At 65.6% G+C, this 13,905-nt stretch carries 12 protein-coding genes; 6 read left to right on the forward strand and 6 right to left on the reverse strand.

The features are described 5' to 3' along the window. The first annotated feature begins 78 nt into the window (after positions 1–78). The 3 genes from IAI53_RS00285 to IAI53_RS00295 all read left to right on the forward strand — a co-directional run bounded on the left by IAI53_RS00285 (position 79) and on the right by IAI53_RS00295 (position 5,059). Positions 79–2,829, forward strand: a complete 2,751-nt coding sequence (locus IAI53_RS00285) for a rhamnan synthesis F family protein (protein ID WP_187716186.1) — start codon at positions 79–81, stop codon at positions 2,827–2,829. A 208-nt stretch (positions 2,830–3,037) separates the two neighbouring features. After that, positions 3,038–3,754 (forward strand): class I SAM-dependent methyltransferase, encoded by a 717-nt coding sequence (locus IAI53_RS00290; RefSeq protein WP_187716187.1) that lies wholly within the window; start codon positions 3,038–3,040, stop codon positions 3,752–3,754. Positions 3,755–3,805: 51 nt separating this feature from the next. Beyond that, positions 3,806–5,059: a class I SAM-dependent methyltransferase gene (locus IAI53_RS00295; protein ID WP_187716188.1), complete on the forward strand. Its 1,254-nt coding sequence runs from the start codon at positions 3,806–3,808 to the stop codon at positions 5,057–5,059. On the opposite strand, the gene IAI53_RS00300 is transcribed toward IAI53_RS00295, so the two are convergent. Together IAI53_RS00300 and IAI53_RS00305 are read right to left on the reverse strand one after the other, a co-directional pair. Beyond that, entirely contained in the window at positions 5,012–5,794 is a 783-nt protein-coding gene (locus IAI53_RS00300; protein ID WP_225433209.1) for a lysophospholipid acyltransferase family protein, read from the reverse strand. The genes IAI53_RS00295 and IAI53_RS00300 overlap by 48 nt on opposite strands. 71 nt (positions 5,795–5,865) lie before the next feature. Further along, complete coding sequence (locus tag IAI53_RS00305) at positions 5,866–6,624, reverse strand: GNAT family N-acetyltransferase (RefSeq protein ID WP_187716189.1); 759 nt, start codon at positions 6,622–6,624, stop codon at positions 5,866–5,868. Positions 6,625–6,866: 242 nt separating this feature from the next. On the opposite strand from IAI53_RS00305, the gene IAI53_RS00310 reads away from it, so the two are divergent. The 3 genes from IAI53_RS00310 (at position 6,867) to IAI53_RS00320 (ending at position 9,642) form a co-directional block, all read left to right on the forward strand. After that, entirely contained in the window at positions 6,867–8,096 is a 1,230-nt protein-coding gene (locus IAI53_RS00310) for a glycosyltransferase family 4 protein (RefSeq protein WP_187716190.1), read from the forward strand. Positions 8,097–8,239: 143 nt separating this feature from the next. Further along, positions 8,240–9,190 (forward strand): carbohydrate kinase family protein, encoded by a 951-nt coding sequence (locus IAI53_RS00315; protein ID WP_187716191.1) that lies wholly within the window; start codon positions 8,240–8,242, stop codon positions 9,188–9,190. Further along, positions 9,169–9,642 (forward strand): outer membrane lipoprotein, encoded by a 474-nt coding sequence (locus IAI53_RS00320; protein ID WP_187716192.1) that lies wholly within the window; start codon positions 9,169–9,171, stop codon positions 9,640–9,642. Before IAI53_RS00315 ends, IAI53_RS00320 begins: the two co-directional genes overlap by 22 nt. A gap of 110 nt (positions 9,643–9,752) precedes the next feature. Here IAI53_RS00320 and IAI53_RS00325 read toward each other — a convergent pair whose 3' ends face one another. The 4 genes from IAI53_RS00325 to accC form a co-directional block, all read right to left on the reverse strand. Beyond that, positions 9,753–10,145: a diacylglycerol kinase gene (locus IAI53_RS00325; RefSeq protein WP_187716193.1), complete on the reverse strand. Its 393-nt coding sequence runs from the start codon at positions 10,143–10,145 to the stop codon at positions 9,753–9,755. Between the two features lie 237 nt (positions 10,146–10,382). Continuing rightward, positions 10,383–11,585 carry a DUF3426 domain-containing protein gene (locus tag IAI53_RS00330; RefSeq protein ID WP_187716194.1) on the reverse strand — a complete coding sequence of 401 codons (1,203 nt, stop codon included), beginning with the start codon at positions 11,583–11,585 and terminating at the stop codon, positions 10,383–10,385. Continuing rightward, on the reverse strand, positions 11,582–12,484 hold the full coding sequence (gene prmA / locus IAI53_RS00335) for a 50S ribosomal protein L11 methyltransferase (RefSeq protein WP_187716195.1): 903 nt from the start codon (positions 12,482–12,484) through the stop codon (positions 11,582–11,584). The genes IAI53_RS00330 and prmA overlap by 4 nt, the downstream gene beginning before the upstream one ends. 13 nt (positions 12,485–12,497) lie before the next feature. Beyond that, a complete protein-coding gene (gene accC, locus IAI53_RS00340; RefSeq protein WP_187716196.1) occupies positions 12,498–13,859 on the reverse strand; it encodes an acetyl-CoA carboxylase biotin carboxylase subunit in 1,362 nt (453 codons plus the stop codon). Positions 13,860–13,905 lie beyond the last annotated feature (46 nt).

The raw sequence follows: 13,905 nt of genomic DNA on the forward strand, positions 1-13,905 counted from the left end.
GCTGCTGTGCGGACGCGGATTCGCCGGCTCGGTCGCGCGGTTTACTGGCGCTTGCCGGTACGGCGGCGAGATGCATTGGTGGAGTTGGCCTATCGCCATGCGGGTTTCCTGTTCCGCGGCATGGGGCACTACGAGATGTGGCGTCAGCGAGGTGTGCGCGGCATTCAGGCGGAGGCTGCTGCTGGCCTAGTGGACCTTACCGGTGTTGCGCCCCTGGCGGTCGCTCCGGGTAGGGTTGCGGTCCACGCGCATGTGTTCTATCCGGAACTGGCTGCGGAGTTTTCCGACAGTCTTCGCTGCATTCCATTCGAATTTCATCTGTTCGTCTCTGTTCCGGACAGCCGCGCCGAGACCACGTGCCGAAAGGTGTTCAAGCAATTGCCGCGGCTCGCTGGTCTGAGGGTGGAGGTAGTGCCGAACCGTGGGCGCGATATTGCGCCGATGCTATGCACTTTCGGTCAGGCCTTGAGCGAGTTCGATTTCATTGCGCATATCCACTCGAAGAGGTCCTTATATAACCGGGGGGCGACCGATGGATGGCGTGACTATCTCCTGGGCTCGCTGTTCGGTAGCGAAGACCGTGTACGGCGTATCTTTTCGCTACTCACTGAAGGGGCTGGCATGGTGTTTCCACAGTGCTATGCCGGAGTGCCATACGTGGCGAGCACCTGGTTGGCCAATCGAGAGCAGGGAGCAGCGTGGTGCCACCGGCTAGGAGTCGGGCGGGTTCCGCGCGGATATTTTGACTTTCCGGTCGGTTCGATGTTCTGGGCGCGCTCCGACGTCTTGCGACCGTTGTTGAACAGCGGCGTGCAGCTGAACGAGTTCGACGAGGAGGCAGGTCAGACGGACGGCACTCTGGCGCATGTCATGGAGCGTCTGCTGGGCGTGGTGGCTCGCAGTTCGGGCAAACCGCTGGCGATTCTTCGTGATGAGTTGCGGCCGTCCTGGTCGGTCTGGCGTTTCGAACAGTCTGTGCAGCGCACCGCAGATGCGGCTCGAGCGGTGGTTTCAGCCGCGGATGTGCGACTGGTGGTGTTCGACGTCTTCGATACGCTATTGCATAGGCCCTTGCTAGAGCCGGAGCAGATCAAGCACATTGTGGCCCGCCGAGTGGGAGGCGAACTTGGGAGCCAGTACCTGCGTTGGCGGGCCGTGGCCGAGAACTCCGCCCGCGCTCGGGTCGGGCGCGATGTTGATCTGTCCGCCATCTTTGAGGAAATGGCGGATCTCGCCGGGCTATCCGCGAGCGACGTTGATGTCTTGACGCGTATCGAGCACGAGGTCGAGCTGGCAGCGGTTTCCGCGCGTGAGGACTACAGGCGCCTGTTGTCCGAAGCGTTGCGTGCGGGCAAAAGGGTGGTGTTGGCGAGCGACATGTACCTGCCGCGTCGGCATGTGGAGCTGATGCTGCAACGGTGTGGGGTGGCAGGTTGGCACGCCCTATATGTTTCGTCGGAAGTGGGCGTGCGCAAGGACAGCGGGGCGCTATACGATCACCTGCTTGCGATGGAAGCGGTCAGGGCGGACGAGGTGCTGGTGATCGGGGACAACGAGCGTTCGGATTTTCAGATTCCGGCAGATCGCGGCATGCGTACACTGCATGTTTTGCGCGCGGTGGAGCTCGCTCGAGCGCTGCCGCGGATGGCGCCGTTGGTCGAAATGGTTGAGGATTCCGCGTTGCCAGATGCGGATCTCGCCCTCGGGCTGATTGTGCAGCGCTTTTTTTCGCCTGCGTTCTTCGATAGGTTTGATTCGACCTGCCTCGTCGGAGAGGCTGGGCCGCGCGCACTGGGTTACGCGATAGCGGGGCCTCTTGCCCTGTCATTCGTGCAGTGGCTTGCGGTTCGGGCGGAGGCTGACGGCGTACGGCGGCTCTACTTCCTTGCGCGGGAAGGGCAGTTCTTGCTGGAAGTGTTCCGCCGGTACTCGGCTGTCGCAGACAAAACTCCGTCTGCCGCCTATCTGGTGGTGTCACGTCGTGCGGTGAATGTTCCAGCGATATCTGGCATGGATGACATGCTGGCGATTGCACGTACGTTCTACGGCCCCAGTACGTTGGATGAATACGTCCGGGAGCGTTTTGGGGTGGAACTGGATGAGTCGGAGCTTCAGTCGTTGCACGACAGAGGACTATGGCGCAAGGGGCGCAAGGTAGAGGTGCGGGACGAGGACGTTGACGAACTTTTACCGGTTCTTGAGGCATTGCTGCCGCGGGTCATGCGACAGGTTGCCGAAGAGCACGGACCGCTGATGAGCTATCTCAAGGGGGCGGGGTTGGATGGCGAAGGACGTGTGGCCGTGGTCGATATAGGCTATTCGGGTACCATCCAGCGCCGGCTGAATGTCTTGCTCGGGCGCGATGTGCATGGCTACTACATGGCAACGGATGAGCGTGCTGCGGGCGTTGCAAGTGAGCATGGTGTTCTGGCAGAGGGGTGCTTCCATGATCAAGCGAAACCGGCCGCCGCCGGTCCGCCGCTCATCGCTCAGAGTTTCATCGCAGAGAAGCTGTTCAGCTCGGACGACCCGCAGGTGGTTAGATATGAGTTCGATTCTTATGGCCATCCGCAGCCAGTTCATCGTGCGCTTGCGCCGGCTGAGCTGGCGACGCGTGCTGTGAGGGCAGAGATCCGCGCTGGGGCGCTGGAGTTCGTCGATGATGCGCTGAGAGCTAGAACCGAGTTGCTACCGGATTTCACCGTGCCGCCTCAACTCGCGTCGCGCCTGTTCGAGTCTTTCGTGGAGCAGACCGCAGACGCCGAGCGGGCCGTGATCAACGAGTTGATTCTCGACGACCACTACTGCGGTCGTGGGCTGGTTGCTTAGGGATAACGAGTGAGGTGCATGAGTGAATGGTAGAGCCTTTCCATCCATTTGGTTGGGTGAGTTTCGGGCGAAAGCGGAATACGATGCTCGTGCTCCCGAGCTCGCCGATGCGTTCGCGGTTTTCGACCGGATCGACGACAGGATTCTGTATTCCCGTCATCCTATGACGTTCCCAGCGTATTGCTCGGCGTGCGGGAAAGTGACGAGCATGCGCATCGACTGGAGTTTCGGCGGTACCGGAGGAGGGAGTTCGATACATCCAGCATGGACGGAGACGTGTACCTGCGGGGAGTGCGGCCTTAATAGCCGGATGCGTGCGGTGGTCGATTTTCTCAAGGAGCGCGTTGATCTCCGTGGGACGAAAAGGGCGTATGTCGCGGAGCAGACGACGCCTTCGTACCGGATGTTGGGAACCATGTTTCCCAATCTGGTTGGTAGCGAGTATCTGGGACCAGAGCACAATAGCGGCGACGTCTTGATGCACTGGCGTCGCCTGCACCGAGTGAGGCATGAGGATCTGACTGCGTTGTCGTTCAGCGATTGCGAGTTTGATCTGGCGATTACGCAGGATGTGTTCGAACATGTGCCGGACTACCGCAAGGCGTTTGTTGAGCTCCATCGGGTGCTGACGCCGGGTGGAAGGTTGGTTTTTAGCATTCCCTTTTTTTACGACCTCGAGCAGACGCGCATTCGTGCTTCGCTGGGCAGCGAGGGCGTGATTCACCACCTGCCGCCTGAGATACACGGTAACCCGGTCTCGAAGGAAGGCTCCCTGTGTTATCAGAACTTCGGTTGGGACATCCTGAACGATCTTCGTCAGGCCGGATTCGCTGATGCCTTCGCTGCGATGTATTGGGGCCCATGGCAGGGCCATCTGGGTTTCCCCTTCTTCGTCTTCTCTGCGCAACGAGGAAAACCCGATTGAATGTAGGGACGATCACGCTGATATGTACCCAGAGCGACCCCAGGAGGCGACATGCCTGACATTGCACCGGAGTTGCTTGAACAGGCGCGCAAGATGTGCGCGGACCCCTATATGCGCGACCTTGTGGCGCAACATGCCGGCTTGAACGGAAGGGCGCGGGAAGCGCTTGACTGCAGCATTCACCCAGAGGACCAGATGCTGCTGCATTCATTGCGACATCACCAGGATGCGAATGCGGCTTTCAGCCAGTACTTCAACGTGGGGTTGCAGCAGTATCGCGCTTTCAGGCAGGTGTGGACTCTCCTCGGGATGGATCAGCGTTCCGAAGCGGCAGTGCTGGATTTCGCCTGTGGTTACGGCCGCCTGCTGCGTTTCTTGGCCCCCACTCTGGCCGACGGAACGATCTGGGCGTCCGAGATTCAACCGGAGGCACTTGCTTTCGTAAAGGAGCGCTTTCGGGTGGAGGCCGTGCCGTCGGCCTATCAGCCAGAGGCCTTTCGGCCCGCACGCCGTTTCGATTTGATATGGGTTGCCTCGTTGTTCTCCCATTTGCCGGATCGCCTGTTTCACGCTTGGTTGGCGAGACTCAAGGATGTCGTGGCCGAGGGCGGGGCGATCTGCTTCAGTGCGCATGACGCCTGTCTCTTGCCGGCTGGCGAGGAGATGCCTGTCGAGGGCATCAGCTTCCGTCCGTTCAGCGAAAACGCAGATCTGGATGGGAGTTCGTATGGCACGACCTATGTTACCGAAGACTACGTGCGTAATGCGGTACGGGTCGCGTGCGGTGATGGTTTCTCTTACCACCGCATTCCGCGCGGGCTTGCCCATGAGCAGGATCTGCATGTGATCGCCCGCCATGGCGAGCTGGACCTCACCGTATTGGGTGCTTTCCGCTACGGACCGTGGGGTTGGGTGGACGAACGCCGTTTCGGGCCGGGTGGAGAGTTGTTCCTACGTGGCTGGGCCGCTTCGCTCGATGATGGGCCGGTGCAGGAGATCGACATCAGGGTGGATGGCGTTCTGCACGGTTGTGCCACCGGACTGCCGCGTGAGGATGTCCAGCGGGCGTTTGATGATCCTCGCCTTGCTGGCTCCGGCTGGGTGTTCTCGCTGCCGCTGGACCCACAGGCCGAGTCCGTGTTAGTGGAAGTCACGGCCCGTGATGCGCGAGGCGAAGCGGCCCTACTGTATGCCGGGATCGTGCGCGCTGCGCTGAGGGCGCCAGGCACCGAGCCCGGCCAGCCGGACGCTGCGACATCAGGGCGGGCTTGGCTTGCACGCTTGCGTGGTTTCTTCGTCCGCTAGAGTGGACGCGAGAGAAAATTCGCCCGAGTGAGGACGTAATTTCTCCGAACGGATGGCGCGCGCGATGTGGTCGTGTGTTTCCCTGGCCACTGTGCGGCGATCTGTCATCACCGTGGTGTCGATTGCGGCGGCAGCCTGCACTCTGGCGATGATGGTACGTTCGCCGATGGTGGCCGAGAAGCATGCCCCTAAAGAAATATCCCCGACATAGGCGGGTGCGGATGTGGGCGTGCCGTCGAACAAGTGATACGACAGCGCCAGCGGCTGTACCGCATGTCCCGCCGCGATCGCCGGCTGCAGCAGCGCGGCGTGGAAGTGCAGCACGTGGCTGCCGTCGGTGGTCGTGCCTTCCGGGAAGACCGCGACATTGCGCCCGGCGTCTAGCAGGGCGGCGATTTCCGCATTGACGATCTTGGCGTGGCCGCGGCTGCCGCGGCGCAGGAACACGGTGTCGCTGCGCGCGGCCAGCCAGCCGGCGACCGGCCAGTCGCGCACTTCGGCCTTGGAGACAAAGGCCGAGGGCGCCAGTGCGTTGATCACGAAGATGTCCACCCAGGAGATGTGGTTGGCCACCAGCAGGCAGCCGGGCGCCACCGGCGGGCCCTCGACCTGCAGGCGGATGCCGAGGATGCCGAGCAGGCGCTGCGACCAGCGTTGGCGCAGCGTGAGCTGCGTGTCCTTGCGGCAGAACGGGAAGACGAGGGCAATGGTCAGCACGCCCTGCACCAGATGCAGGGCGGTGCGCAGCGTGCGCCAGGCGCGCAGCGGGCGTGAACTCGTGGCGTTGGCGGAGGTGGCGGTGGTGTTCAGTCCTTGCGTCCCATGAAGTGCCGGGCGTACTTGCCGTCCACCTTGTTCATCGGCATCAGGATCGGCAGGTCGGCGGTGTTGAAGTCGGGGTCCCATGCCGGCTCGCCGCAGATCCACGCGCCGGCGCGCAGATAACCCTTGATCAGCGGTGGCGCCTCGGCCGGCAGGTCGCCGCGCAGACGCTCCAGCGGCAGCGGGCAGCGCGGGAAGACGCGGTACTCCGGCGGCGAGAGATGGGAGTCCTGCAGGCGATTGTACAGGCTTGCCGCGGTGTGGCCGCCGTCGGCCATGCTCACCGAGGCGCAGCCGATCAGGTAGTCGTAGCCGTTGTCCTGCATGTAGCGCGCCAGGCCACCCCACAGCAGGGCGATGACCGCGCCGCTGCGGTAGTCGGCGTCGATGCACGAGCGCCCGATTTCGACGATGCGGCTGCGCAGGTGCTGCAGGCGGGTGAGGTCGAATTCGTTCTCGGAGTAATAGCCGCCCACCCGCCGAGCGGCCGACGGTGACAGGATGCGGTAGGTGCCGACGATGCGCCCGGCGTCCTCGTCGCGCACGATCAGGTGTTCGCAGAACGGGTCGTAGATGTCGCGATCGACGCCCGGTGTGCGTGAGGACAGGCGGGCGCCCATCTCCTCGGCGAACACGCGGTAGCGCAGTTTCTGCGCTTCGAGGATCTCGGTGTCGCAGTTGGCCAGTCCGACGTGCAGGTTGCGGCCGGCCTTCCGGGCGAGTTGCGGGGTTTTCTGCAGCATGGCGCGGGTCCTCTTGAATGTAAGGCCGCGAAGCGGCTCTCGAATCTCCCCTCTCCCGCCCGCGGGAGAGGGGCCGGGGGTGAGGGTGACGGCCGCGTCGGCCGTCCTGGGTTTGCGTCATTCTCGAAAGCCCAGGTTGCGTGAACGTGACTTGCCGGTTACGGCGCCATGACGGGTGCGGTAACCGGATCGTCATCGGCGGGTCATCGTCCTGTCGCGTAGCGGTCGCAGGATGCGCGCTCATGGATACGCCGCTCGTGATGCAGCATCTTGCAACCGCCGAACGCCAGCTGCGCGTGGCGGTGGTCACCGAAACCTATCCGCCGGAGGTCAACGGCGTGGCGATGACCACCGGCCGCCTGGTCGACGGCATGCTGCGCCTGGGTCACCAGGTGCAGCTGGTTCGCCCGCGCCAGGGGCAGGGCGACCGGCCCGCCAGCGCGGACGGGTTGGAGGAAGTGTTGTCGCGCGGTTTGCCGATCCCGCGCTACAACCACCTCAAGCTGGGCCTGCCGGCGCGCAGCGCCTTGCAGCGGCTGTGGTCGCTGCGCCGTCCGGATGTGGTGCAGGTGGTCACCGAGGGACCGCTGGGCTGGTCTGCGGTGGCGGCGGCGCGCAAGCTGCGCCTGCCGGTGATCACCGAGTTCCACACCAACTTCCACAGTTACAGCGGCTACTACGGCGTGGGCTGGCTCAAGCAGCCGGTGGAGGCCTGGTTGCGGCGCTTCCACAACAATGGCGAGGTATGTCTGGCGCCCACCCGGGAACTGGCCGGCCAGTTGATGGCGCGCGGCGTGCGCCGGGTCGAGGTGGTGGCGCGCGGCGTCGATACCGGGCTGTTCAGCCCGGCACGCCGATCCGAGACCTTGCGCAGGGAGTGGGGCGCTTCCGACGAGACGCTGGTGGCCGCGGTGGTCGGGCGCATGGCGCCGGAGAAGAACCTGGCGCTGGCGGTGCGCGCCTTCGATGCGCTGCGTGAGCGCCACCCCGACGCCCGTCTGCTGTTCGTCGGCGATGGACCGGCACGTGCCGCGCTGCAGGCCGAGCGCCCGGACTTCATCTACGCGGGCATGCGCAGCGGCGAAGACCTGGCCGCGCATTACGCCTCCGCCGACCTGTTCCTTTTCCCCAGCCAGACCGAGACCTTCGGCAACGTCACCACCGAGGCGCTGGCCAGCGGTCTGCCGGTGGTCGGTTTCGACTACGCAGCGGCGGCCGAGCGGGTGCGCAGCAACGAAAACGGCTGGCTGGTGCCGCTGGGCGACGACGCCGGTTTCATCGACGCGGCACGACACGTTGCCGGCGATACGGCCTTGCGCCGGCGCCTTGCCGGCAACGCGCGGGCGAGCGTGCAGGACGCGGACTGGGACGGCATCGTCCGCCGCTTGCTGGCGGTGATGGACGAAGTGATCGGTGCGCACGAGTCACGTGAGGCGGGCATCGACCGGATCGCAGGCGCCCGAACCGTGTAGGAGCGGCCTTGGCCGCGATCGCAGCCTACGATGGAACGACCGTCGCATCGCGGCCAAGGCCGCTCCTACGGTTCGTCTTTGCTCGTCCAGCCGACTTTATCCGGGATAATGCGGGGTTTCGTACATCCTCCCGGTAAGCCCTCATGTCCATTCTCGTCTGCGGCTCCATCGCCTACGACACGATCATGGTCTTCCATGATCGTTTCAAGAACCACATCCTCCCCGAGCAGATCCACATCCTCAACGTCGCCTTCCTGGTGCCCGACATGCGGCGCGAGTTCGGCGGCTGCGCGGGCAACATCGCCTACAACCTGAAGCTGCTCGGCGACGATCCGCTGATCATGGCCACGGTGGGCGACGACGCCGACCCCTACCGCTACCGCCTGGAGCGCCTGGGCTTGCGCCAGGACCATGTGCGGCGCGTGCCGGACACCTTCACCGCTCAGGCTTTCATCACCACCGACCTGGACGACAACCAGATCACCGCCTTCCACCCGGGTGCGATGAACCACTCGCATCTCAACAAGGTGGGCGACGCCGCCGGGGTGCGCCTGGGGATCGTCGCCCCGGACGGGCGCGACGGCATGCTGGGCCACGCGGCGCAGTTCGCCGAGGCGGGCATCCCCTTCATCTTCGATCCGGGCCAGGGTCTGCCGATGTTCTCCGGCGAAGAACTGCTGCACTGCCTGCAACTGGCCAGCTACTGTTCGGTCAACGACTACGAGGCTCGCCTGCTGCGCGAGAAGACCGGGCTGGCGCTCGAGGAACTGGCCACCCGGGTGGAGGCGCTGATCGTCACCTTGGGTGCGGAAGGCTCGCAGATCTACACCGGCGGCCGGCGCATCGACATCCCGTGCGTGAAGCCGGACGAGGTGGTCGACCCCACCGGCTGCGGCGATGCCTACCGTGCGGGCCTGCTCTACGGCATTGCAAACGGTTACGACTGGCAGCGTTGTGGCCGGCTAGCCTCGCTGATGGGCTCGATCAAGATCGCGCACCGCGGTGGGCAGAACCACGCGCCGTCGCGCGACGAAATCGCCGCCCGTTACCGGGCGGCCTTCGGAGAGGAAGCATGGCAGCAAGCAGACGCCTGACGCAGTTTGCGCTGGTGATGACGGTGGCGGCCGCGCTCGCTGCGGCCGGCTGCGCCTCGGGTCTCGGGGGCGGTACTTATCAGCGCACCGAGGCGCGGCGCACCATGACGGTACAGTTCGGCACCGTGGAGTCGGTGCGCCCGGTCTTGCTGGAAGGCACCAAGACGCCTGTCGGCGCCGGTGCCGGCGCCGCGGTCGGCGGTCTCGCCGGCTCCACGATCGGCCACGGCCGAGGTGCCGCGGCCGGGGCGATCCTCGGTGCGGTCGCCGGCGGCCTGGCCGGTGCGGCGATCGAGGAAGGTGTGACCCGCCGGCAGGGCGTGGAGATCACCGTGCGGCTGGAGGGCGGCAGCTACCTGGCGGTGGTGCAGGAGGACGAAGGCGAGCAGTTCCGCCCCGGGGAGCGCGTCCGGCTGCTGCGCGATGGTGGTACGACCCGGGTGACGCGTTGAGAATCTGTGAGTAAATCTACTGCGCGGGCCGGTGGCGGCCTTGCGCGGTGCTCGCTCCGTCGCCTATCCGCCTGATATGTCTCGGTCGCTGTGCGCCGAGCGCCTTGCGCTCAACCCAGCAGCACCAGCGCCCACATCAGTGCGAGGTTGACCAGGGCCAGCAGCACCGCGGCGCTGCCGATGTCCTTGGCGCGCTTGGCCAGGCGGTGGTGCTCCAGCGATACGCGGTCCACCGTGGCCTCGATGGCCGAGTTGAGCAGTTCCACCACCAGGACCAGCAGGGTGCTGCCGATCAACACCGCCTTGCCGATGTTGTTGGCGGGGACGAAGAAGGCCGCAGGGATGAGGATCGCGGCCAGCAGGCACTCCTGGCGGAATGCGTCCTCGTGCTTGAACGCCGCGCGCAGGCCGGCGAGCGAGTAGCGGAAGGCGTTCCATACGCGCGCCAGGCCGGTCTTGCCCTTGAACGGGCTCTCGGAAGACGGGGTGTTCTGTGGCTCCATGCCGGTTTGCTGTCCTTGCTGGTGTAGTGCTGCGTCGTTGATGAAACCCTGTTCGACATCCCCTGGAGGAGCGGCCTTGGCCGCGATGCGGCTTTCGTTCCCCCCACAGGCCGCATCGCGGGCAAGCCCGCTCCTACAGCCGCATCGGCTGCCATGCAGCCTCTACGGAGGCACGAGGGCTGGGTAAAAGGCGATCTTTTAGCGGTCGCGCATTACCACCTCATGATGTTGCGGTGCTTACGGATAGAAGATGTACAGCCGGTAACCCACCGCCTGGAGGCCGTGGGCATCGAAGCGCAGCTCCACGACCTGTTCTCGTCCGGCCGGGAACCCGGCCCGCAGTTTGGCGGTTTCCGCGTGTGCCCACTCTCCGGGGTCGAGCACCCGGCGTACCAGCGGGCGGTCCTGGGCATCGGTCAGGGTCAGCTCGAGATGGGGCCATTCCTGCGGGTAGCCGGCCCGGTTGCGCACCGTGGCGTCAAGCACGTAGCTTCCCGGCGAGCGTGGATCGGACTGCAGGTCGGAGGTGGCGATGCTGATCTGCTCGGCGTCGCGCGGTAGCGGCAGGGAGCAGCCGAACTGTGCGCAGGCCGCCAGATAGACCGGGCGCAGCACCGGCATGCTGCGGGTGATCTCCAGGCGGAAGACATAGGCGGACTGCACCGCCAGCGCGCCCAGCATCACCCCCACGCCCAGGCTCCACAGCCAGCGACGACCGGGCGCGGTGCCGGGCTTGGGGCCGTAGCGGGCATCGAAGTGTTCCTCGGTGGTGTCTGCATCGGCCGAAACCTGCCAGGCGGGCGGTAGCTCGCTTGCCTCTGCGCGGTCGTCGGCGGTGGGGGTATCGGCGGCGGGCAAGCTGTCCGCCGGCGCAAGCGAGGGTTCCGCGATGGCGGCCGGCTCTTCTTCCGCCCTCGCACTGCCGGGCTCGGTGCGTCCTGCGCCGGCTTCTGCCAGCGAGGAGGCGAAGGAGAGCGAGAAATCCGCCGTGTGAAAGTCGTCTGGCGGCGCGGGCTGAGCGCTGTCGATTACCGCCGGCGTGTCCGCAAGGCGAGGGGGTGGTTCACTACCTTGGGCCTGTTCGTCCGGCGGAGGGCTGTCGGCCTCGGCTTGCAGCTGGGCGCGTGGCGAGCGCCAGACTTCCGGGATCTCGAAATCCAGCGCCGGGTCGTGGAACTCGTTGCTTGCGGTCTGTTGTACGACCGTAGCTTCCGCTGTGTCGTGCGCCGGGGACGAGGTGCTTGCGTCGGACTGCGCCGTGTCAGGCTGCGAGCCGGTGGCGCGGGATGCCTGTTGGGCATCGGCCTCGGTCAGCAGGTGGTCCAGCGCGTTGAAGGGGTTGAAGCAGTGGCCGCAGCGGACTTCGCCGTGGCGTGCGCTGAGCTGCTCCGGCCGGACCCGGAACACCGTCTGGCAGGCCGGGCAGCGGGCGAACATCATGCCCCGTCGCGCTCCCCGAGGCTGCCTTCGAGGCGCACCCAGCCTTCATGCGTGCCGCCTACGCGCAGCGCGATGAAGGGTGCGTAGGCCGAGATGACCTGTTCGGCCTGTGTTTCCAGCACGCCTGACAGTGCCAGTCGTCCGCCGGGGGCCACCCGCGCGGCGAGCAGCGGTGCGAGCACACACAGCGGATTGGTGAGGATGTTGGCGACGACGATGTCGAAGCGCTCCTCGAGCTCGACCCGCGAGTGCTGCAGGCGCAGCGTCACGCCGTTGCGTTCGGCATTGTCCTGCGCGGCCAGCAGCGCCTTGTCGTCGATGTCCACGCCGAGCACCTCGGCCGCGCCCAGCCTGGCGGCGGCGATGCCGAGGATGCCGGAGCCGCAGCCATAGTCGAGCACGCGATCGCCTGCGCGCACTGCGTTGCACAACCACTGCAGGCACAGCCGCGTGGTCGGGTGCGAGCCGGTGCCGAAGGCCATGCCCGGGTCGAGTTCGATGTTGATCGCGTCGGGGTCGGGTGCGTCGTGCCAGGAGGGTACGATCCACATGCGATCGCTGATGTGGATGGGCTCGAACTGGCTCTGGGTCAGTTGCACCCAGTTCTGCTCGGCGACTTCATCCACGGTGAAGGGCGGTACCGCGGCGAATCCCGCGGCGGTCGCCGCCTGGGCGAGCGCCACGGCGAGATCGGCTTCGGCATCGAACAGGGCGACCACCCGGCTGTGGTCCCACAGCCGGGTGGGGTGATGGCCCGGTTCGCCGAATTGGGGCTTCTCCGCCTCGGTGCCGGCGTCGGCGTCCTCGATGCCAACCGACAGCGCGCCGGCTTCCATCAGGGCGTCGGACAGCGCTTCGGCCTTGTCGGCTTCGGCCTGCAGGGTGACGGAGATCCACATTGCGCGGCGGCCCTCAGCCCTTCTTCACTTCGTTGCGGTCGGCGAGCTTGTGCTCCAGGTAGTGGATGCTGGTGCCGCCTTCGATGAAGCGCGCGTCGAGCATCAGTTCCTGGTGCAGCGCGACATTGGTCTTGATGCCTTCGACCGCCATTTCGGACAGCGCGATGCGCATCCGGCGGATGGCCTGCTCGCGGGTATCACCGTAGGTGATCAGCTTGCCGATCATTGAATCGTAGTGCGGCGGCACGGTGTAGCCGTTGTAGACGTGCGAATCCACGCGCACGCCGGGGCCGCCCGGGGTGTGCCAGTTGGTGATGCGGCCCGGAGAAGGCGTGAACTTGAACGGGTCCTCGGCATTGATGCGGCATTCGATGGCATGGCCGCGGAACTCGATGTCGCGTTGCTTGAACCACAGCTTCTCGCCGGCGGCGATGCGCACCTGCGCCTGGACGATGTCCACGCCGGTGATCAGTTCGCTGACCGGGTGCTCGACCTGTACGCGGGTGTTCATCTCGATGAAGTAGAACTCGCCGTTCTCGTACAGGAACTCGAAGGTGCCGGCCCCGCGGTAGCCGATCTTGCGGCAGGCTTCGGCGCAACGCTCGCCGATGCGGGCGATCAGGCGGCGGTCGATGCCGGGCGCGGGCGCTTCTTCGATGACCTTCTGGTGGCGGCGCTGCATGGAGCAGTCGCGCTCACCCAAGTAGACCGCGTTGCCGTGCTGGTCGGCGAGTACCTGGATCTCCACGTGACGCGGGTTTTCCAGGAACTTCTCCATGTACACCACCGGGTTGCCGAAGGCAGCGCCGGCCTCCGAGCGGGTGGTGGTCACCGCGTTGAGCAGCGCGGCTTCGGTATGCACCACGCGCATGCCGCGGCCGCCACCACCGCCGGCAGCCTTGATGATCACCGGGTAGCCAACGGCGCGGGCGATCTTGACGATCTCTTTCGGATCGTCCGGCAGCGCACCGTCGGAACCAGGCACGCAGGGCACGCCGGCAGCCTTCATGGCGTCCTTGGCGGAGACCTTGTCGCCCATCAGGCGGATGGTATCGGGGCGCGGGCCGATGAACACGAAACCGGATTGCTCCACGCGCTCGGCGAAGTCGGCGTTCTCCGACAGGAAACCGTAGCCGGGGTGAATGGCCTCGGCGTCGGTGACCTCGGCCGCCGAGATGATCGCCGGCACGTTCAGGTAGCTCAGGCCTGAGGGGGCTGGGCCGATGCACACCGACTCGTCGGCGAGCTTGACGTACTTGGCCTCGGTGTCGGCTTCGGAATGCACCGCGACCGTGCGGATGCCGAGCTCGCGGCAGGCACGCAGCACCCGCAGGGCGATTTCACCGCGGTTCGCGATCAGTATCTTTTCAAACATGGGTGGTCTCCGCGGTGAAGCCGCCCTCGTGGCCTGCGGCCACGGC

Origin of the sequence: Thauera sedimentorum (assembly GCF_014489115.1) — a bacterium.
In the GTDB taxonomy this organism is placed as follows: Bacteria; Pseudomonadota; Gammaproteobacteria; order Burkholderiales; family Rhodocyclaceae; genus Pseudothauera; species Pseudothauera sedimentorum.